We start from the raw sequence: 18,590 nt of genomic DNA on the forward strand, positions 1-18,590 counted from the left end.
CCGGGGCTCGGTGAATTAAACCTACAGGAATCTCATGCAAGACGACACCGACCAACTGCTGCGCGCCATTCTGCGCGATGTGCTGGGGCTGAAACCGGGCCAGGCCGAGGCCTTTACGGCGCAAACCGGCCTGTTTGGCCATTTGCCCGAACTGGATTCGATGGCGGTGGCCGGGCTGCTGACGGAGATCGAGGATCGTCTGGGCATCATCGTCGAGGATGAGGATGTCGATGGCGATATGCTGGCCGATTATGGCTCGCTGCTGAATTTCGTGACGGAGCGCCGGGGCGCGGCCTGATACGACACGCAGAAGCGGCCTGAACCGAAAAGGAATTGCAGGTTGCAAAACATGACCCAATGGCCCTGCCCGCTGCCCGGCGGCGGGACGGTCGAGGAATGGGCCTTGACGCTGCGCCCCGATGGCGCGGCCAAGGCCTGTCTGTTGATCGTTCCCGCGCTGTTTGACGAGGGCAACAAGCTGCGCCGCTTTACCGTCGAGGTGATGCGGCGGCTCTCGGCCGGAGGGATCGCCTGCGTGCTCCCCGATCTGCCGGGGCTGAACGAGAGCATCCTGCCGCTTGAGGCGCAGACGCCCGGCGACTGGCAGGTAGCCATGGAGGGCGCGGCACGCCATTTCGCGGCCAGCCACATGCTGACCATGCGCGGCGGGGCGCTGGCCGCGCCGCGCGGGGTGCCGGGGTGGCATTACGCGCCGGTGGCCGGGGCCAGCCAGTTGCGCCAGATGCTGCGCGCCCGCATCCTTGCCGCGCGCGAGGCGGGGCAGAGCGAGACGCAGGACAGTTTGCTCGAACGCGGCCGGGTGCATGGGCTGGAACTGGCCGGATACCGGCTGGGGGCCGATTTCCTTGCCGAATTTGGCGGATTGGTGGCGCGCGAGGATCCCGCCGTGCAAACCATCACGCAGGATGGGTTGGGCGGCCCCGGATTGTGGATGCGCCCCGAACCGGGCGAGGATGAGGCGCAGGCGGACGCCTTGGCCGCGATCATCGCGGTGGCGCTGGCCCAGAGGGAGGCAGCATGATGCGCCGGATGCTGAAATTTCCCTGCGAGGGCGCGATGCTTGGCGCCACACTGGATACGCCAGAAGGCGCGCCGGAGACGGGCCTGCTGATCGTTTCGGGGGGCAATGAAATCCGCAGCGGAGCATGGGGCAGCCATGCGCGCATTGCCGAGGGCGCGGTGGCGCAGGGCTATGCCGCGTTTCGTTTCGACCGCCGCGGCGTGGGCGAGAGCGAGGGGGCCAATGGCGGATTCCAATCCAGCGCCCCCGATCTAAGCGCGGCCCTTGCCGCCTTTCGCGCGGCGGTGCCTTCGATGAAGCGGGTGATCGCACTGGGCAATTGCGATGCGGCCAGCGCCTTGATGCTGGCCTCGGGCGCGGGGGTCGATGGGCTGGTGCTGTCCAATCCCTGGACCTTTGAGGAGGAGAATGCCGGGCCTTCGGTGCAGGCCCTGCGCGCGCATTATCGCAAGCGTTTGGTGAATACCGATGCCTTGATGCGGCTGATCACGGGCAAGGTGTCGCTCGCCGGCCTGTTCGGCTCGCTGCTGCGTCTGGCGCGGCCCGCGCCGCCGCCTGCGCCCTTGATGCAGCAGATGCGCGATGGGCTGGGGGCTTTTGCGGGGCCGGTGCGGCTGCTGCTGGCGGGCAATGATTCGACCGCGCAGGCCTTTGCCGGGGTGTGGGATGGCAAGGATGCCCGCATCGCCCGCTGCGATGGGGCCAGCCATTCCTTTGTTGAGCCTCATGCGCGAACATGGCTGATGGATCAGATCATCGCGGCGCTGAAGGCCGCATGAGAAAAGGGCGGCGGGATCAACCGCCGCCCTCTTGCTGTCAGGCTTCGACCCCAGCGACATCAGCACCGGTCTGCGCCGCAAAATCCAGCGCGCCGACAAAGCGTTCCGCATCCAGCGCCGCCATGCAGCCCGTGCCCGCCGCCGTCACGGCCTGACGATAGGTGTGGTCCATCACGTCGCCAGCCGCAAACACGCCGGGGATCGCGGTCTTGGGCGTGCCGGGCTGGACCACGATATAGCCGCTTTCGTCCAGCTCCAGCTTGCCCTTGAACAGGTCGGTGGCGGGCGCATGGCCGATCGCCACAAAAGCGCCCTGCGCCGGTTCGACCGACTTTTCACCCGTGACCGTATCGACCAGCGCAAGGCCCGTCAGGCCCGCCCCGCCGATGGCGCCATCGCCGATGAACTCCTCGACTTCCTTGTTCCACAAAACCTTGATGTTGGGATGCGCAAACAGGCGGTCCTGAAGGATCTTTTCCGCGCGCAGCGAATCGCGGCGGTGGATCAGCGTCACATCCTGCGAATGGTTGGTCAGATACAGCGCTTCCTCAACCGCGGTGTTGCCGCCGCCGATCACCACGACCTTCTTGCCGCGATAGAAGAAGCCGTCGCAGGTGGCGCAGGCAGAAACGCCCTTGCCCGAAAATTCCTGCTCGCCCTTGGTGCCCAGCCACTTGGCCTGCGCCCCGGTGCAGATGACCAGCGTGTCGCCTTCATAGACATCGCCAGAATCGCCGATGGCGCGGAAAGGAGGCCCCGACAGGTCGATATCGACAATCGTGTCCCACATCATGCGCGTGCCCACATGCTCGGCCTGCGCCTGCATTTCCTGGACCAGCCAGGGGCCCTGCACCGCCTCGCGAAAACCGGGATAGTTTTCAACGTCGGTGGTGATGGTCAATTGCCCGCCGGGCTGAAGCCCCTGCACCACGATGGGGTTCAAACCCGCCCGCGCGCCATAGATCGCTGCGGTCAGCCCGGCCGGGCCGGAACCAATGATGAGCATCCGAGTAGTATGCGTTGCCATGCGATTCTCACTTTCCTAACCGCGCCGAGATAGGCAGGAGTGGCGAGGAATGCCAGTATGGCGCTCTGTTCCTTGCCCCAATATTCGCTATAGTGCGGCCAAGTCTGGATTTTGTTCACGCAGTTTAGAACCGACCATGCCCATTCGCCCTCTCCTCCTTGGCCTTTGCGCCCTGATGTCCGCCGCCCCCGCCTGCGCGCAGGATGCGCCCGCGCCATGGCCCGAGGCGCTGCAGGGCAGCATCGACATGCGCGAGGAAACCTCGGTCGAGGAAACGGCCATGGCCATTGCCGAGGAAACCGGGCCGGAGCTGGAGCGGGCGATGGATGCGGCGCTGGCCATGAACATTGCGGCCACGGGGCAATATACCGGATTTTCGCCCGACAGTTGGGGCGGAACCGTGAATGGCCGCGCCATCGTGGTCAACGGCGCCAGGCATGGCAAGAACGACATGTTCCCCGATCCGGGCGTAAAGTTTCAGGATCTGGGCACGTACAAGCTGGGCGATCCCAGCCTGCTGGCCGTGGGCATCGAGCAACGCTTTGCCGATGCGCGCAATATGGCCACCAATGTCAAGCTGCGCCATATGTCCGGCCCGGTCGATCTTCAGGTCGATGTCAAGGGCAACAAGTCGCTGGCCAACCCCAACCCCATGCATCTTTCCTATAATTCCAGCGCGTTTTACCGGCTCAATTCGGCGCTGGCGCTGGGCATGGTGGCGCGGGGCGATTTGGGGACGTTCGACAATTTCGCGCCGCTGGCGCGCCATGATGCGGGGGCGGTCGCGCGCCTGAAACTGCTGGGCAAGGACAAGTCGCTCTCGGCCGAAACCGGCTATGACATGCGGCTGGGGCCGGGCAGCGCGAACCAGCCCAACCGCACCTATGTCAATCTGAACTTCAACTGGAAACTGTAAGGGGCGGGAGTTTCCCTCCGCCCCACTGCATCAGACAGGAAGGCCGACGTAGTTTTCGGCAATGCTGGTTTGGGCCGCCTTGCTGGTGGCGATATAGTCCAGCTCGGCCACCTGCATCGCGCGTTCGAACGGGCCGTCCTCGGGGAAGCGGTGCATCAGCTTGGTCAGGCTCCAGCTGAAACGCTCGGATTTCCACACGCGGGCCAGCGCCTTGGCGGAATAGCCGATCACCGCATCATTATCGGCGCGGCGGAAGAAGCCGACCAAAGCCTCCGCCGCATAATGCACGTCGGACGCGGCAAGGTTGAGGCCCTTGGCCCCGGTGGGCGGCACGATATGGGCCGCATCGCCGCAGAGCAGCAGGCTGCCGTGGCGCATCGGTTCGAACACATAGGAGCGCAGCGGGGCGATGGACTTTTCGATTGCAGGACCACGCGTGATATTGGCGGCGGCATCCGGGCCGAGGCGGATCGCCAGCTCGTCCCACACGCGGTCGTCGCTCCAGTCCTCGATCTTTTCGGTCAGCGGCACGTCGACGTAATAGCGGCTGCGCACATGGCTGCGCATGCTGGCCAGCGCAAAGCCGCGCTCGTGGTTGGCATAGATCAGCTCGTGATTGCAGGGCGGCACATCGGCCAGAATGCCCAGCCAGCCAAAGGGATAGACCCGCTCGAACTCGCGGGCGACGCTGGCGGGAATCGCCTTGCGGCTGGGGCCGTGGAAGCCGTCGCAGCCCACGATGAAGCGCGCGTCGATCCGCTGCTCGGCTCCGTCCTTGGTATAGGTGACATAGGGTGCTTCGGATTCGATGTCATGCAGCGCCACATCGCCCGCCTGATAGATCACTTCCAGCCCGCGCGAGGGGGCGGCATCCATCAGGTCCTTGGTGATCTCGGTCTGGCCGTAAACCACCACGGTCTTGCCGGTCAGGTTCGCCACATCAATGCGGATCAGGCGTTCGCCATCGGCAAGGTTGAAGCCTTCCTCGACAAGGCCCTCGGCCTTGAGGCGCGCATCCAGACCAAGCCGCTCCATCAGGCCGACGGTGATCTGTTCCAGCACGCCCGCGCGGATACGGCCCAGCACATAATCGCCGGTCTGGCGCTCCAGCACCAGGCAATCGACGCCTTCGGATTTCAGCAAATGGCCCAGCAGCAGGCCCGCAGGCCCGGCGCCAATGATGGCGACCTGAGTTTTCATGGATGTATTCTCCCATATTCCATAGGCGGCCAGCGTTACGGGGGCAGGCCGATTGGCGAGGATATTGACAGCGGCGCAGCTATGCGGAAAGGGATCGGTCGGTCATTTTATTGGCACTTTTCGGACATGCGCAAAACATCCCCTGCCATTCCCGTCTATGGCCTGTTTGGCGAGAGCCATACGCCATCACCCGCCGGTTTTGCGCATATCGAGACGATTGCCGAGCGATCCAGCCTGCATGACTGGGAAATCTCGCCCCATCGCCATGAGCGCGGCATACAGGTACTTATCGTTAGCGCAGGCCATGCCGAGGTGACGCTGGATGGCGCGCGTTTCGCGCTTGCCCCGCCTGCCTATGTCGTGCTGCCTGCGGGCAGCGTGCATGGCTTTCGCTTCAGCCCCGGCACGCATGGGCATGTGCTGACGCTTTCGCTCGATTTTGCCGGACGGGCGCAAGGGGCGGAAGATCCCTTGCGCCGCCTATTGGCCAAGGGCGGGCATGGCACGATGGGCGAAAGCGCGGCGCGGCGGGTGGGCCTGCTGGCGGCCGAAATGAACGCGCTGGCGCAGGAATGGCAGGATGGTCATCTCTTCCTCGCCATGGCCGAGGCTTTGGCGCGGTCTTTGCCGGATCCCGATCAAACCGCCGAGAGCGTGGATGACCGCCGCCTCGCGCAATTCCGCCATCTGGTCGAGGTGCATCTGCGCGAACATCGCGGTCTGGATTTTTACGCCGGCAGCATCGGCTGCACCCCGCGCACGCTGGGGCGCCTGTGCCATGCTCGCCTTGGGGGCAGCCCGCTCGATGTGATCCACCGCCGTCTGGGCGTCGAGGCGCAGCGCCTGCTGCGCTATACCAACGCCAGCGTGACACAAATCGCGCAGGAATTGGGCTTTGCCGACCCGTCTTATTTCTCGCGCTTTTATCTGCGCGTGATGGGCCAGCGGCCTCAGGCGGAGCGAGATCACTCCGCCTGAGATCATCTGTTACTGCACCAGCATCAGCGCGTCGAGCGCCACAACGCCCTCGCCCACCGGATGCAGGATTACGGGGTTAAGGTCCATTTCGGCAATGCGCGGCTCGGCCAGCAGCACCGCGCTGATCTGGCGGATCAGCTTGGCCAGCGCCGCCACGTCCAGCGCAGGCGAACCGCGATAGCCCTTGAGCAAAGCAGCCTGCTTCAGCCCATAGAGCTTCTCGACAATGGCTTCTTCCGACAGATCAGGCGTAATCAAGGCCACGTCGGCCAGAATTTCCGCCGTCACCCCGCCAAAACCGGCCAGCACCACCGGACCCCACTCGGGATCATTCTTGGCGCCCACGATCATTTCGAGGCCCCGCTTGCCCATCTTTTCGATCAGCACGCCATCCAGCGTAATCGAAGCATCATAGGCCGCGACATTGGCCACCATTTTCGGGAAAGCCGCACGCACAGCATCAGCATCGGCAAGGTTCAACATCACCCCGCCCGCATCCGACTTATGCCCCAAGGCTGCCGCCTGCGCCTTCATCGCCACGGGATAGCCGACAGCCTCGGCCGCCGCGACCGCCGCTTCGGCATCGGCCGCAAACTGGCCCGAGGGGAAGCTGATGCCCAGCGGGCCGAGCAGCGCCTTGGCCTGATATTCGGCCACCACGCCTGCATAATCGCCAAGGCCCGCCACCGACAAAGCCGCCGGCGCCGCATTGGTCAGGTCCAAGGCCGCCCGCAGCGTCAGCGCGGCCAGAGCGCGGAAGGCCCGCTCGGTGGTGGGGAACCATGGAATGCCGCGCGCGCGCAGATCGGCGATGTAATGCGCGGGCATATCCGCGCCTTCATCGAGGCCCGCAAACACCAGCGGCTTGGAAATTGCGCGACCATCCAAGGCCGCCACAATCGCGGGCACCTTGATCTTGGCCGTGATCGGGTCGGACTGGATGATCCCGGCCACGACCGCGCCCACGCGCGCATCATCCATCAGCGCGCCCAAGGACTGCGTATAGATCACCGGCTGCGACAGGCCCTGCGCGGTAATGTCCAGCGGGTTCGAGACCGGCACGAAAGGCGGCAAGGCAGCGCGCAGTTCCGGGCTGTCCTCATCATGCAGATCGGCCAGCGGCAGACCCAGTTCCTCGGCCAGATCGAGGGTCAGCGCCTTGAACGCGCCCGATTCGCCCAGCACGGCGGCCGAAGGATGGCTCATCGAAGCGCAGCGGATCAGGATCTCGGCAATATCGCCCAATTCCTGAAGCGTTTCGGCAAAGATCACGCCGGTGCGCTCCACCTTGGCGCGCATCAGCTTGTAATCGCCTGCCATCGCGCCGGTGTGTGTCGCCGCCGATTCGCGCGCCGCCGAGGACTTGCCGGGGTGCAGCAGCACGATGGGCTTGCCCGCCGCGCGCGCCCGGTCCGCCGCCGCGATAAAGCGGGCCGGATCGCGGAACTGCTCGACGATCATCGCGATCACCGAAGTATCGGCATCATCGACCAGCCAGTCGAGATAATCCTCGACGCCCGAGGCCGCCTCATTGCCGGTCGAAACCGAATAGGAACAGGCCAGTTCACGCGCCAGCAGCGTGGTGCACAGCACCGCCGCCATCGCGCCCGACTGCGACACCACCGACACCGAGCGACGCCCGGCAGGCGGCACAATCGCCGTTTCCACAAAGGTCAGCGGCACACCGTCGACATGGTTGACCATGCCAAGGCAGTTCGGCCCTTCGATCACCATGCCCGATTCGGCGGCGATGCGGCCGATCTCGGCCTGTTCGGCCATGCCCGCTTCGCCATCCTCGGCAAAACCGGCGGCAAAGATGATCGCGCTGCCCACGCCCCGCGCGGCCAATCCCTTGATCGTATCCAGCACGAAGGCGCGGGGAATGGCGAGCACCGCCACATCCACGCCATCGGGCAAAGCATCCACCGAGGGCAGGCAGGCGCGCTCCCCGATCTTGTCCCGGTTGGGATTGATCGGGTAAATCGCGCCCGCATATCCGGCACGGTCCAGATTGCTGATCAGCGTTGCGCCCAGGGCGCCCGGCTTGTCGCTTGCGCCGACAACCGCCACGCTGCGCGGCTTGAGCAGGCGAGCAATGCTCGCCCGTTCCAGTCTTGCCATCTTAACTGCCCTCTCCGAGTGGAAGATTACTTGTTGATCTTGGTGATGTCGAAGGTGCCCAGACCCGGCTTGAAGGTCTTTTCGTCAAGGAACTGCTTGGTCGCTTCCTTGCGCGCGGCCAGACCGCCAAAGCCATTGAGCGCTTCCTGCGCGCGGATCAGGTAATCCTCGGCGTTGTCATAGGTCATTTCGACCATGCGGCGCATCGCCCACTTGGTGGCGCGCAGCGCATTGGCGTCCTTCTTCAGCAGCGCCTCGGCGATTTCGGTCACGCGGGCAACCAACTGGTCATGCGGCACGCTTTCGGTCACCAGACCCTGCGCTTCGGCCTGCTTGCCGGTCAGGTTCTCGCCCATCATCGCGTGATACATCGCCTTGCGCAGCGGCATCAGCTCCTGCGCCACCTTCGACGCGCCGCCGCCGGGCAGAATGCCCCAGTTGATTTCCGACAGGCCGAACTTGGCATCGTCCGAGGCAATGGCGATATCGACCGCATAGAGCGGGCCATAGGCGCCGCCAAAGCACCAGCCGTTGATCATGCCGATGGTCGGCTTTTCATACCAACGCAGACGCTCCCACCAGTTATAGGCTTCGCGCTGGGCCTTGCGGGTGGCCCACAGGCCCTTCTGCTCGTTTTCGCGGAAATATTCCTGAAGGTCCATGCCCGCCGAGAAAGCCGAGCCTTCGCCCGTCAGCACGACCACGCCCACGTCCTCGCGGAATTCCAGATCGGCCAGCACGCGCGTCATCTGACGGTTCAGCTTGGGGCTCATGCAATTGCGCTTTTCCGGGCGGTTGTACTTCACCCAGGCGATGCGGTTTTCGATGGTGACGGCAACGGTATCTTCTTCTGCGCGATCAACGGTCTGTTCGGTCATGACAGGCTCCTCTCCGAATGGACGATGCCGCCCGCTTGGGGCGGCGTATGCTATTATTCATAACATTTATCCCGGGCGCGTCAAGCCGCTCTGCAAGCCCTCTCAACGCGGATACAAAAACGGCCCGCCCCGGCATCAAACCGGAACGGGCCGCCCAGAACCGCAGCCGTGCATCAAAAGATTCAGGCCATACTATCAACCACATCCGATCGCGCATAGTCGAGCAGCACGCGCATCGCGCGGCGTGCGCCATCCGGGTCGCCCGCGGCAATGGCCTGATGCACCGCCTCATGCTCGGGCAGGGAATTGCGCGGCACGGGCGAATTGCTTTGCTTGAAATGCGTGGTCCAGCGCACCGCCGCCCCCACCGATCCGATCAGCGAGGTGAGCGCATCATTGCCCGCCGCCTCCAGCATGGTGGAGTGGAAATCCTGATCGGCCGCCTGCCCCTCGCCGCAGGCAAGGCCATGGACGCGCATCCCGTCCAGCGCCTGACGCATCAGCCCCAGATGCGCCTCGTCGCGCCGCTCGGCCGCCAGCGCCGCCGCCTCCGGCTCGATAATGCCGCGCAGTTCGAACAGGTCGCGGACAAAATTATGGTCCGGCTTTTCCGAAAACATCCACGCCAGAATGTCGGGGTCGAGCAGGTTCCACCGCCGCCGGGGCAGGACATGCGTGCCCGCCTTGGGCCGGCTCTCGATCAGCCCTTTGGCGATCAGGATGCGGATCGCCTCGCGATAGGCGGTGCGCGATACGCCCAGACGTTCGGATGCCTCGATCTCTCCGCCCAGCGACGAGCCGGGCTCATAGGTGCCGTTGAGGATGGCAATGCCCAGCTTGCGCGCGATCGACTGATGAATGCGCAGCCCCTCGCCCCCCTTGCGCTTGCGCGATCGGGTGGCGGGCGGCGGCGTGGGTGTGGATGACATTATGACGAAATCTCCCTGAACCTTTGTTTAGGCCCGCCGGGGCCGGGGCGCAACGCCTGCCGTAAAATGCTGCGCACAAAGCGTATGGCGCTGCCTTATGCCTTCCCGCTCTGCGGCCTGTCCTGCGCCTCGCCGGAAAACACGTCCTTCTCGGCGGCAAAGGCTTCGTTGAGCGCGTCGATCACCGCCCGGATGCGCGGCATGTGGCGCAAATCGGCATGCACCCCCAGCCACACCTCACGCGATGGGCCAAGCCCGGCATCCAGCCGCACCAAGCCGGGATCGCGATCGGCCAGATAGCAGGGCAGACAGACAACCCCGATCCCCGCCCGCGCCGCGGCCAATTGCCCGTCGCGGCTGTTGTTGCGCATGGCCACGCGCGCATGGGGCAGCATTTCGGAGAGCCAGCGCGCCTCGGGCTGATGGGCGTGATCCTCCAGCACGGTGATGACCGCATGGTCCGCGCTGGCCAGATCCTGCCCATGCGCGGCCAGGTAATCCGGGCTGGCGTAAAGCGCGCTGTTCGCGGTCGTCATGCGGCGGGTGATCACGTCCTGGCTGTCGAACCGGGTCATGCGGATGGCGATGTCGGCCTCGCGCTTGGACAGGCTGAGCGAGCGGCTTTCGGTCAGGACATCGAGGGTGATCGCCGGATAGCGCGCCTGCAGGGCACGCACCGCGCCGGGCAGCAGCAGGTTGGCCAGCACCTCCACCGTCGTCAGCCGCACCACGCCCGAAAGCGCCACATCGCGCCCCTGCACCATGCGTTCGACCGCGATGGCCTCGGCCTCCATCCGCTCGGCATTGCCCAGCACCGCCTCGCCCAGCGCGGTCAGTTCATAGCCGTTGGTCGTGCGCTGCAGCAGGCGGGCGCCATTGCGCGCCTCCATCGCCTCAAGACGGCGGCTCATGGTGGACTGGCGCACGCCCAGTTCGCGCGCGGCGCCCGACAGGCTGCGCGTGCGGGCAATGGCCAGAAAGCTGCGAACGTCATCCCAATCCATCGGCCCAACCCATCTTACCCTATCCGTTTTCGCATGGATGATCTGCAATATTGGCTGATTGGAATGCGAAAGTCATTAGCTTATCTAGCTCTCAACGCCAAGCAAGCCTTGGCACGGAGAAGACCGATGCAGCCCACCCTCTACCTCTCACACGGTTCGCCGATGCTGGCGCTGCAGGACCACCCGGCGCGGCACTTCATCGCGGGCCTTGGCGACCAACTGGAGCGCCCGGACGCCATTGTGGTGATTTCGGCCCATTGGGAAAGCGATGTGCCCACCGTCAACGCGGTCGGCGTCAACGAAACAATCCACGATTTCTACGGCTTCCCGCCTGCGCTCTATGCCCTCACCTATCCCGCCCCCGGATCGCCCGATCTGGCCGCGCGGGTGGTGGATCTGCTGGGCGATGCGGGCCTGCGCGCCGGGATCGACACGCGGCGCGGGCTGGACCATGGCGCATGGACGCCGCTGCTGCTGATGTGGCCGCACCATGACATTCCGGTGGTGCAGCTTTCGATCCAGAGCCGCCTTGGACCGGGCCATCATGTGCAGATGGGCCGGGCGCTGAACGCCTTGCGCAAGGAGAACATCCTTGTGCTGGCCTCGGGCAGCTTTACCCACAACCTGCGCGCCATCAACCGCGCGCTGGGCGATGGGGAAACCCAGCCCTGGGTATCGGCCTTTGCCGACTGGATGGATGAGGCGATCATCGCGGGGCGCACCTGCGATCTGGTCTCCTATCGCCGCCTTGCCCCCTATGCGGTGGAAAATCATCCCACCGACGAACATCTTCTGCCCCTGTTTGTCGCGCTGGGCGCGGCGGGCGAAGGGGCAAAAGCGACCCGCATGCATCAATCCACCGACTTGGGCGTTCTGCGCATGGACGCCTACCGTTTCGATTAAACCACTGATCCCCCAACAGGAGAATTCCCATGGCTAATGTTCTTGTCATCCGTTCGGCCGCCACTGGCGAAGCCTCGGTCAGCAACAAGCTGATCAACGCCTATCTGGCCGCCCACCCCGAAGCGACGGTGGTCGAGCGCGACCTCGACGCCAATCCGGTGCCCCATGTCGACTCCGCCTCGCTGGCCGGGATCGGCCGTCAGGCCCCCGAAGGCGACGATTTCGCCGCCGCCCGCTCGCTTCAGGACGCGATCATCGCCGAAGTCTTTGCCGCCGACGTGCTGCTGATCGGCCTGCCGGTCTATAACTTCGGCATGCCCTCGACGCTCAAGGCCTGGTTCGACTATGTCGCCCGCGCCGGCACCACGTTCCAGTACACCGAAAAGGGCCCCGAAGGTCTGGTCAAGGGCAAGAAGGCCATTCTGGCCCAGGCCCGCGCGGGCAAGTATGACGATGCCAGCGGCTTCCCCTTTGCCGTCCCCCACGCCAAGAGCCTGCTGGGTTTTGTCGGCGTCGATGATGTCACCGTCGTCACCGCCGAAGGCATGGCCTTTGGCCCCGAAGCCGCCGAAGAAGCCATCTCGGGCGCGGTCGCCCAAATCAGCGCCTTGTAAGGAAACCTCGCCATGATCCGTTCTTTGATCGCCGCCGCCCTGATCGTTGCCCCGGTTGCTGCTTTTGCGCAGTCGCCGGTGGCCAACCCCGCCCCCACCGCCGTGCAGGCGGGCAATTACACGGTCGAAACCACCCACACCCGCGTCCAGTTCACCGTCAGCCACATGGGCTTTTCGGATTGGTACGGCGATTTGACCGGCGTCACCGGCTCGCTGGTGCTTGATCCCAAGGCGCCCGCCAAGGCCAAGGTGGATGTCACCATCCCGGTCAGCAGCATTTCGACCACCAACACCACGCTGGACGGCGAATTGAAGAGCGATGCGTGGCTGGATGCGGGCAAGTATCCCGAAATCCGCTTCACCTCGACGGGCGTCACGCCCACCGGCCCGCGCACGGCCAACATCACGGGCAATCTGACGTTCCACGGCGTAACCCGCCCGGTGGTGCTCAAGGCCGCGTTTCTGGCCAGCGGCGTGAACCCGCTGAGCAAGGGCTATACCGTGGGCTTCAACGCCACCACGGCGATCAAGCGCACCGACTTTGGCGTCAAGACCTATATCCCGCTGATCGGCGATGACGTGACGCTGCGCATCAGCGCGGCCTTTGAAAAGGCCAAGTAAGAGGCCCCCTCGACCCTTGCCCCCCAAGGGTTGCGCAAAACCCCCGTCCGGCGCGATGCCGGGCGGGGGTTTGTCGTTCTACGGGTTCAACCCATTGGCCCAGTCATGGGCGGCCTGCGCGTAAACATAATTGGCATCGCAGATTGTCAGGTCGGCTTGCGTGATTGTCGCCAGGACGGGGGCGGCGGCGGAGTTTTCAGAAATTGCGGCACCTTGATCGGCGGCGGCGCGGGCTGGATCGGGGGCCGCGCCGCGCAGGCGGTGAGCGGCAATATAGGCAGCAAGGCGAGCATCCCCTTGCGCCAGCGCGGCGGCATGCTGGGCATCGGCTTCATCGGCAAGACTCCTGTAGCGGGTTTGGGCGGCGGCTGTGGCGGCGGCGGCGGCTTTGCGCTCGGCATCCCATGCGGTTTGCGCGGCGCGGGCGGCGGCGGCCCAATGCGCGGCGCGATGATATTGCCACCCCGCCGCGCCCAGCGCGACCAGAGCCAATAGCCACAATGCCGAACCGCCCATCCGGCGCAAGGCCTCGCCCAGCCCCAAAAACAGCGTGTTAAAGACCATGAGAACAACTCCCAAAGGCCGGACCATTCGCATTATGCGAATCGCCCGGCCCCGCAGAGTTATCAGCGCCTTTAGGCTGTAGGACAGGAATTTAACCTAAACGGTTAATCACCAGGCCATGCGCAGCCCCACCTCGAAGCGGCGCGGCGCCGCCGGGGCCAGGAACGTGCTGTTGACCAAAGGCCGCTCGCCGCCGATGACCGGGCCGGTGAAGGGGCGGGCGACAAAGGCACCGTTGGCATCAAACCCGCTGGCCCCCAATTGCGCCGCCGTGGCATAATGAGCGTTCATCAGATTGCTGACCCCGGCGGTAAAGGTCATGCCCCGGCGCGGCCTGATTTCCAGCGAGGCGTTGACCACCGCATAGGCATCCGTCTTGCCCGCGCCCAGATAATAGACCCCATCCGGCACGTGCAGGTTGTTCTCATTGCCCCGCGCATAAACCCCGCTGGCCGCCACCAGTTCGCCGCGCAGCGTGGCCCAGGAGGTGGCTTCATACCCGGCCTGCGCCTTGAACAGATGGCGCGGCAAGAGCGGCAGGCGGTTGCCGGGCCGCACGTCGATCTCGCCCTCAAAGCCGGGAGCCGGGCCATCATTGGTGCTGTTGCCCGCGCCATTCACGGTCAGCGGCGTGCGATAGGTGGCGTCGAGCAGCGTATAGCTCGCGCCCAGTTGCCACCGCCCCCATTGCACCGCGCCGCTGGCCTCGACGCCTTGCCTCCGGGTGGTGCCGACATTGGCGAAATAGCCAAAGCCGGAGGCCCCGCCCGCAATAAATTGAATATCATCGCGATTGTCGCTGCGGAACGCGGTCAGGCGCAGGCTCCACGCCTTGCGCTGGATCTTGGCCCCCAGCGAGAAACTGCGCGCCACCACCTGCCGCAACGGCGGATCGCCCGCCATCGCATTGGGCAGGCGGCAGGGCGAGGCCGGGTCCGAACAGCCAAGCTCCACCGCCGAGGGCGCGCGCGAGCTCTCGCCCGCCTGCGCGGTGATGGTCAGGCCGCGCGCCGCCTGCCAATCGAGGATGGCCGAGGGGTTGAACCGCGCGAACACCGGATCGGCGTCGAGCGAACCCGTGCCCCCGCCCGGCGTGATCTGATCCCGATTGTGCAATTGCGTGCGATCATACCGCCCCGCCAGCGTCACCGTCAGGCGCGACCCAAGCGCCAGCACATCGGCGGCGTAGAGCCCAAGGCTGGAGATCCGGCTGTGCAGATCGACGCGGGCGTCAAAGGCATTCTCGCTGCTTTGCGTGCCATCGGCAAAGGCGCCCGGCCCCGAAACCGCCACCACCGAATGATCGGGCAGCAGATAGCCGAACTGGCTGTTCTGGATAAACCGCGCCCGTGCCTGCGCATAGCTGGCCCCCACGGTCAGGTTCTGGCCCATGCCGGTCCAGGCCAGTTCGACCGCTCCGCCCCATTCCTGCTGGCGCGTCGAGGAACGCGTCAGCAGCCCGTTGCATTTCTCGTTGGGCTCATCGTTGAGCAGGACATTGGCAATGCAGCGCCATTTGGGAAAGGCGGTGTTGGCCTGCGTCTCGCCGCTGGTGGGGAAACCGGTATAGCCCGCCCCCGTCAGCGCCGCGCGCTCGGCGGCATTGGGCTGATACAGGCTCTCGCCCAGCGCGCCCTCGTTCATGTCGCCATTCATGCTGCGCGTCACGATGCTGCGCCAAAAACCGTTGGCCGAGAGGGTGAGATTGTCGCCCAGCCGATGATGGGCCGCCAGCGTGATCTGGGTGGCGATATTGCGGGTGTTGTCGGGGCTGGTATAGACGCTGCGCCAATCGCGGGCGAGCAGGCGATAATCCTGCAGGCCATTGCCGTTGAGGTCCGACTGCGCGCGGTTGAAACTCAGGGTGATGCCGCTGCCCGCCCCTTCCCAGCCCGCCTTGGCAAAGCCTTTCCACGCCTTGCTGGCAGAGGCATAGCGCCAGCCATCCTCCTGAAACCCCTCCAGCGCGCCATACCAGTGGAGGCCATTGGCCGCCTTGCCGCCCGCCTCGATGCTGCCGCGCAGCCGCCCATAGGAGCCGCCCGAAACCGAAGCGGCCACACCCGGCGCACTGCGCCCGTCCTTGGTGCGGATGCTGAGCGCCCCGCCAAGGGCGTTGCGCCCGAATTGCGGCGCGGCCCCTTCGACCAGTTCGACCTGATCCACCGCCGTCTGGGGCAAGAGATCCCAGCTCACCACCTCGCCAAAGGGCTGGTTGGCGCGCACGCCATCGACATAGACCGCTATCCCCTGCGGCGTGCCCAGCAACGGCGATGCGGTATAGCCGCGAAACGACAGGTCGGCTTGCAACGGGTTGCCCTGCACCTCGTTGATGACCACGCCCGGCGCCTGCCGCGCCAGTGCATCGCTGACCGTCACCGCCTGCATCGCGCGCAGCGCCTTGGCATCGACCAGCACCCGCCCGTTATCCGCCGCCGCCGACAAAGGCGTGCTGGCGCTGACCACGATCGAGTCATCGGCCTGCGCCGCGACGGGCGCGGCCAAGGCGACAAAGATCATTGCGAAACGCCCCTGCATAAACCTCTTCCCCTGAATGCGCCCGTTCGCCGGGCCGCCTGACAGGTTCTGGCTAACAGAGGGGATGCGGGAGAAACCTTAGAATGGCCTCAGACTGGCAAAGGTATAAGGGCGGGAAAATTATTATTGTATTTCAGCTAATTCTATGACCATCCCCGCCCCGCGCACCGTGCGGATCTGCACTTTTGGCGCGAAATGGGCCAGACGCTTGCGCAAGGAAAACAGCACCACATCCAGCGCATTGTCCGTCACCGCCACATCGCCCCACACCGCATCCATCAAAGCCCGGCGCGTGACCACGCCCCCGCGCGCACGCAGCAATTGCTCCAGCACAAGGATACCCTTGGGCTCCAGATCAAGCCTTTGCCCGGCCCAGCGCGCCTCGCCCGCCAGCGTGTCCACCTCCAGTTCGCCCAGCATCAGCGGATCGGGGCGCCGCTGGGCGGCATGGCGGGCCATGACCCGCACGCGGGCCAGCAATTCGGCAAAGGCAAAAGGTTTGGCCAGATAATCGTCGGCCCCCGCCGCAAACCCGTCAAGCCGGTCATCCAGCCCGCCCCGCGCCGTCAGCATCAACACCGGCAGCCGATGCCCGTTTTGCCGCAGCGCGCGGCACACATCCAACCCATCGCCATCGGGCAGGCCCAGATCGAGCACCAGCGCCTCAACCCCGCCCTGCTCCACGAGTGGGGCCACCTCGGCCCCGCGCCGCAGCCAGCGGGCGGCAAGGCCCGCCGCCGTCAGCCCCTGCGCCAGCGAGCGGCCGATGGTCACGTCATCCTCGACAATCAAAATCATCACGCCTTCTCCAGGGGCAGTGTCAGAACGATGCGCGCGCCCCCCGTCGGCCGGTTTTCCGCGCGAATCGCTGCGCCGTGCTGATCGGCAACCCATCGCGCAAGGGCAAGCCCCAACCCCGTCCCCCCGCGATGGCGTCCCTCGGCGCTCTGATAATAGGCTTCAAAAATCAAGGGCAAATCGGCATCGCCCAGGCCCGGTCCATGGTCCGCGACGGACAGAACCGCATGGCGCCCGTCGCGCTCCAGCGTAATCTCCAGCGCCGCGCCGGGGTCGGACATTTTCAGGCCATTGTCGATGATCGCCAACAGGGCCTGAGTCAGCCAGCGCCCGTCGGCGCGCACGGCCACCGGATCGCACGGCGGATCATAAACCAGATCCACCTCGACCAACCGCGCAAACGGACCCGCCGCCTCCAGCGCCCCGGCCACAATATCGCGCAGATCACGAGGCGCCAGCGCCAGCACCGGCTTGCCCTCTTCGGCGCTGGCCAGACTGAGCATTTCGTCGATGCGGTGCGACAGGAACTGGGCCTGCGCCACGACATCCTGCAAGGCGGCCGCCTGGTCCCCCCCGGCCGCCAGCGTCACCTCGGCCAGCGAGCGCATGGCCGCAACCGGCGTGCGCAATTCATGGCTGGCCTTGGCAAAGAACAGGCGGCGCGAGCGGTCCACCGCCTGCAATTGCGCGCTGCGGGCGACCACTTCGCGCTCGAGCGCGCGATTGGCCCAGATCAGCCGCCATAGCCCCGCCCCCGCCGAGGCCAGCGCCAGCAGCGTAAGCATCCCGCCCAGCAGCACCATACGCCTGCGGCTGTGGTCGAGCGCGGCGCGGGCGGCGGCCACCTCGGCGCGTTCGCCCGCCATCATCGTGGCCAGCAGCGCATCGCGCGCGGCGGCGTCGGCCATGGTGGTCAGGCGCTGAATGCGCGCCATCTCATCGCCGCGGGCGGGCGAGGCCAGCGCGCCTTCCCGCGCCACCAAGGCGCGGTATTCGGCCAGACGCGGCTTGAGCTTTTCCAAAGGTTGGCCCGAAAGCCCCGCGATCACGCCGGCCTGACGCTCGGCCAGCAGGGCGATTTCGAACTGGCGCGCCGCGCTGCGCAGGCTGAACACAAAGCCCGCCATCAACGCCGCCAGCGCCGCCGCCATCACCAGCCACCCGGCAAAGCCGCGCGCAATGGCAAAGGGTCTGGGCTCAGGCATGGGTTTGCGGTGTCATGCCCGCGTCTTTGCCACAAGCCCTTCTCGTGCCAAAGTCCCATTCGCCAAAGTAGGGCCGGGCGTGGCATACAGGCGCGATGATCACCACCCGCCAGATCCCGATCAGCCCTGCCGCCCATGCCGCGCTGGACCGACTGCGAGCGCAGCACGGACGGCTGGTGCTGCATGTCACGGGGGGCTGCTGCGATGCGGGGACGCCGCTTTGTCTGGCCGAAGGCGACATCATTCTGGGCCAGCGCGATCAATTGCAGGGCGTGTGTGACGGAGTGCCGCTTTACCGCATGAGCGATGAGGCGGAGCAATGCCCGGTGTCGCTGGAGCTGGACGTGGAACCGGGCCGCGCGGTGGGCTTTTCACTCGATATCGGCGACGGCACGCGGTTTGTGCTGCGCGGCTAGATCCGCGAAGCGGCGTCAAAATTCGTTAAAGCCCCCGGCGCATATCACACGCCACCC

Annotated in this window: 19 protein-coding genes; 9 read left to right on the forward strand and 10 right to left on the reverse strand. The window is 65.6% G+C overall.

Going from position 1 to position 18,590, the window contains the following annotated elements; all coding sequences use genetic code 11:
* Positions 1-34: 34 nt before the first annotated feature.
* From PQ467_RS13895 to PQ467_RS13905, 3 genes are read left to right on the forward strand one after another with little or no spacing between them, the layout of a single operon-like run.
* The gene (locus PQ467_RS13895; RefSeq protein WP_273618515.1) at positions 35-298 is read left to right on the forward strand and encodes an acyl carrier protein; all 264 of its coding nucleotides are present in this window, start codon (positions 35-37) and stop codon (positions 296-298) included.
* Between the two features lie 51 nt (positions 299-349).
* Positions 350-1,042 carry a hypothetical protein gene (locus tag PQ467_RS13900; protein WP_274173969.1) on the forward strand — a complete coding sequence of 231 codons (693 nt, stop codon included), beginning with the start codon at positions 350-352 and terminating at the stop codon, positions 1,040-1,042.
* Positions 1,039-1,821, forward strand: a complete 783-nt coding sequence (locus PQ467_RS13905; protein WP_274173970.1) for a hydrolase 1, exosortase A system-associated — start codon at positions 1,039-1,041, stop codon at positions 1,819-1,821. The genes PQ467_RS13900 and PQ467_RS13905 overlap by 4 nt, the downstream gene beginning before the upstream one ends.
* A gap of 37 nt (positions 1,822-1,858) precedes the next feature.
* On the opposite strand, the gene trxB is transcribed toward PQ467_RS13905, so the two are convergent.
* Positions 1,859-2,848: a thioredoxin-disulfide reductase gene (gene trxB, locus PQ467_RS13910; protein WP_274173971.1), complete on the reverse strand. Its 990-nt coding sequence runs from the start codon at positions 2,846-2,848 to the stop codon at positions 1,859-1,861.
* 136 nt (positions 2,849-2,984) lie between these two features.
* On the opposite strand from trxB, the gene PQ467_RS13915 reads away from it, so the two are divergent.
* Positions 2,985-3,764, forward strand: a complete 780-nt coding sequence (locus PQ467_RS13915; protein WP_274173972.1) for a hypothetical protein — start codon at positions 2,985-2,987, stop codon at positions 3,762-3,764.
* 30 nt (positions 3,765-3,794) lie between these two features.
* Here PQ467_RS13915 and pobA read toward each other — a convergent pair whose 3' ends face one another.
* A complete protein-coding gene (gene pobA / locus PQ467_RS13920) occupies positions 3,795-4,964 on the reverse strand; it encodes a 4-hydroxybenzoate 3-monooxygenase (RefSeq protein ID WP_274173973.1) in 1,170 nt (389 codons plus the stop codon).
* A 126-nt stretch (positions 4,965-5,090) separates the two neighbouring features.
* Here pobA and PQ467_RS13925 point away from each other — a divergent pair, with 126 nt between their 5' ends.
* Positions 5,091-5,942, forward strand: a complete 852-nt coding sequence (locus PQ467_RS13925; RefSeq protein WP_274173974.1) for a helix-turn-helix domain-containing protein — start codon at positions 5,091-5,093, stop codon at positions 5,940-5,942.
* 9 nt (positions 5,943-5,951) lie between these two features.
* On the opposite strand, the gene PQ467_RS13930 is transcribed toward PQ467_RS13925, so the two are convergent.
* From PQ467_RS13930 to PQ467_RS13945, 4 genes are all read right to left on the reverse strand, one after another.
* Positions 5,952-8,063 carry an acetate--CoA ligase family protein gene (locus PQ467_RS13930; protein WP_274173975.1) on the reverse strand — a complete coding sequence of 704 codons (2,112 nt, stop codon included), beginning with the start codon at positions 8,061-8,063 and terminating at the stop codon, positions 5,952-5,954.
* 26 nt (positions 8,064-8,089) lie between these two features.
* A complete protein-coding gene (locus PQ467_RS13935; protein WP_274173976.1) occupies positions 8,090-8,941 on the reverse strand; it encodes a p-hydroxycinnamoyl CoA hydratase/lyase in 852 nt (283 codons plus the stop codon).
* Positions 8,942-9,123: 182 nt separating this feature from the next.
* Positions 9,124-9,870: a FadR/GntR family transcriptional regulator gene (locus PQ467_RS13940; protein ID WP_274173977.1), complete on the reverse strand. Its 747-nt coding sequence runs from the start codon at positions 9,868-9,870 to the stop codon at positions 9,124-9,126.
* Between the two features lie 95 nt (positions 9,871-9,965).
* Positions 9,966-10,874 (reverse strand): LysR family transcriptional regulator, encoded by a 909-nt coding sequence (locus PQ467_RS13945; RefSeq protein ID WP_274173978.1) that lies wholly within the window; start codon positions 10,872-10,874, stop codon positions 9,966-9,968.
* A gap of 126 nt (positions 10,875-11,000) precedes the next feature.
* Here PQ467_RS13945 and PQ467_RS13950 point away from each other — a divergent pair, with 126 nt between their 5' ends.
* The 3 genes from PQ467_RS13950 to PQ467_RS13960 are packed head-to-tail and all read left to right on the forward strand — an operon-like array spanning position 11,001 to position 13,012.
* Positions 11,001-11,777, forward strand: coding sequence for a DODA-type extradiol aromatic ring-opening family dioxygenase (locus PQ467_RS13950; protein WP_274173979.1), 777 nt, complete (start codon positions 11,001-11,003; stop codon positions 11,775-11,777).
* A gap of 29 nt (positions 11,778-11,806) precedes the next feature.
* Positions 11,807-12,391 (forward strand): FMN-dependent NADH-azoreductase, encoded by a 585-nt coding sequence (locus tag PQ467_RS13955; RefSeq protein WP_274173980.1) that lies wholly within the window; start codon positions 11,807-11,809, stop codon positions 12,389-12,391.
* 12 nt (positions 12,392-12,403) lie between these two features.
* Positions 12,404-13,012 (forward strand): YceI family protein, encoded by a 609-nt coding sequence (locus tag PQ467_RS13960; RefSeq protein ID WP_274173981.1) that lies wholly within the window; start codon positions 12,404-12,406, stop codon positions 13,010-13,012.
* A 78-nt stretch (positions 13,013-13,090) separates the two neighbouring features.
* On the opposite strand, the gene PQ467_RS13965 is transcribed toward PQ467_RS13960, so the two are convergent.
* The 4 genes from PQ467_RS13965 to PQ467_RS13980 form a co-directional block, all read right to left on the reverse strand.
* Entirely contained in the window at positions 13,091-13,576 is a 486-nt protein-coding gene (locus PQ467_RS13965) for a hypothetical protein (protein WP_274173982.1), read from the reverse strand.
* A 108-nt stretch (positions 13,577-13,684) separates the two neighbouring features.
* Complete coding sequence (locus PQ467_RS13970) at positions 13,685-16,096, reverse strand: TonB-dependent receptor (RefSeq protein WP_274173983.1); 2,412 nt, start codon at positions 16,094-16,096, stop codon at positions 13,685-13,687.
* 141 nt (positions 16,097-16,237) lie between these two features.
* Positions 16,238-16,912 carry a response regulator transcription factor gene (locus tag PQ467_RS13975; RefSeq protein WP_274176166.1) on the reverse strand — a complete coding sequence of 225 codons (675 nt, stop codon included), beginning with the start codon at positions 16,910-16,912 and terminating at the stop codon, positions 16,238-16,240.
* The gene (locus PQ467_RS13980; RefSeq protein ID WP_274173984.1) at positions 16,912-18,117 is read right to left on the reverse strand and encodes a sensor histidine kinase; all 1,206 of its coding nucleotides are present in this window, start codon (positions 18,115-18,117) and stop codon (positions 16,912-16,914) included. The genes PQ467_RS13975 and PQ467_RS13980 overlap by 1 nt, the downstream gene beginning before the upstream one ends.
* Before the next feature lie 95 nt (positions 18,118-18,212).
* Between PQ467_RS13980 and PQ467_RS13985 the strand changes: the two genes are divergently transcribed.
* A complete protein-coding gene (locus PQ467_RS13985; RefSeq protein WP_274173985.1) occupies positions 18,213-18,533 on the forward strand; it encodes a DUF779 domain-containing protein in 321 nt (106 codons plus the stop codon).
* Positions 18,534-18,590: the final 57 nt, after the last annotated feature.

It is taken from the genome of Novosphingobium sp. KACC 22771 (genome assembly GCF_028736195.1).
GTDB lineage: Bacteria > Pseudomonadota > Alphaproteobacteria > Sphingomonadales > Sphingomonadaceae > Novosphingobium.

Excerpts from the sequence above, each read along its gene's own strand:
- PQ467_RS13905 (WP_274173970.1), top strand. The coding sequence starts at position 1,039 with ATGATGCGCCGGATGCTGAAATTTCCCTGCGAGGGCGCGATGCTTGGC.
- PQ467_RS13950 (WP_274173979.1), top strand. The coding sequence starts at position 11,001 with ATGCAGCCCACCCTCTACCTCTCACACGGTTCGCCGATGCTGGCGCTG.
- PQ467_RS13895 (WP_273618515.1), top strand. The coding sequence starts at position 35 with ATGCAAGACGACACCGACCAACTGCTGCGCGCCATTCTGCGCGATGTG.
- PQ467_RS13945 (WP_274173978.1), bottom strand. The coding sequence starts at position 10,874 with ATGGATTGGGATGACGTTCGCAGCTTTCTGGCCATTGCCCGCACGCGC.
- pobA (WP_274173973.1), bottom strand. The coding sequence starts at position 4,964 with ATGAAAACTCAGGTCGCCATCATTGGCGCCGGGCCTGCGGGCCTGCTG.
- PQ467_RS13985 (WP_274173985.1), top strand. The coding sequence starts at position 18,213 with ATGATCACCACCCGCCAGATCCCGATCAGCCCTGCCGCCCATGCCGCG.
- PQ467_RS13955 (WP_274173980.1), top strand. The coding sequence starts at position 11,807 with ATGGCTAATGTTCTTGTCATCCGTTCGGCCGCCACTGGCGAAGCCTCG.
- PQ467_RS13965 (WP_274173982.1), bottom strand. The coding sequence starts at position 13,576 with ATGGTCTTTAACACGCTGTTTTTGGGGCTGGGCGAGGCCTTGCGCCGG.
- PQ467_RS13925 (WP_274173974.1), top strand. The coding sequence starts at position 5,091 with ATGCGCAAAACATCCCCTGCCATTCCCGTCTATGGCCTGTTTGGCGAG.
- PQ467_RS13915 (WP_274173972.1), top strand. The coding sequence starts at position 2,985 with ATGCCCATTCGCCCTCTCCTCCTTGGCCTTTGCGCCCTGATGTCCGCC.
- PQ467_RS13970 (WP_274173983.1), bottom strand. The coding sequence starts at position 16,096 with ATGATCTTTGTCGCCTTGGCCGCGCCCGTCGCGGCGCAGGCCGATGAC.
- PQ467_RS13960 (WP_274173981.1), top strand. The coding sequence starts at position 12,404 with ATGATCCGTTCTTTGATCGCCGCCGCCCTGATCGTTGCCCCGGTTGCT.
- trxB (WP_274173971.1), bottom strand. The coding sequence starts at position 2,848 with ATGGCAACGCATACTACTCGGATGCTCATCATTGGTTCCGGCCCGGCC.
- PQ467_RS13940 (WP_274173977.1), bottom strand. The coding sequence starts at position 9,870 with ATGTCATCCACACCCACGCCGCCGCCCGCCACCCGATCGCGCAAGCGC.
- PQ467_RS13900 (WP_274173969.1), top strand. The coding sequence starts at position 350 with ATGACCCAATGGCCCTGCCCGCTGCCCGGCGGCGGGACGGTCGAGGAA.
- PQ467_RS13935 (WP_274173976.1), bottom strand. The coding sequence starts at position 8,941 with ATGACCGAACAGACCGTTGATCGCGCAGAAGAAGATACCGTTGCCGTC.
- PQ467_RS13980 (WP_274173984.1), bottom strand. The coding sequence starts at position 18,117 with ATGCCTGAGCCCAGACCCTTTGCCATTGCGCGCGGCTTTGCCGGGTGG.
- PQ467_RS13975 (WP_274176166.1), bottom strand. The coding sequence starts at position 16,912 with ATGATTTTGATTGTCGAGGATGACGTGACCATCGGCCGCTCGCTGGCG.
- PQ467_RS13930 (WP_274173975.1), bottom strand. The coding sequence starts at position 8,063 with ATGGCAAGACTGGAACGGGCGAGCATTGCTCGCCTGCTCAAGCCGCGC.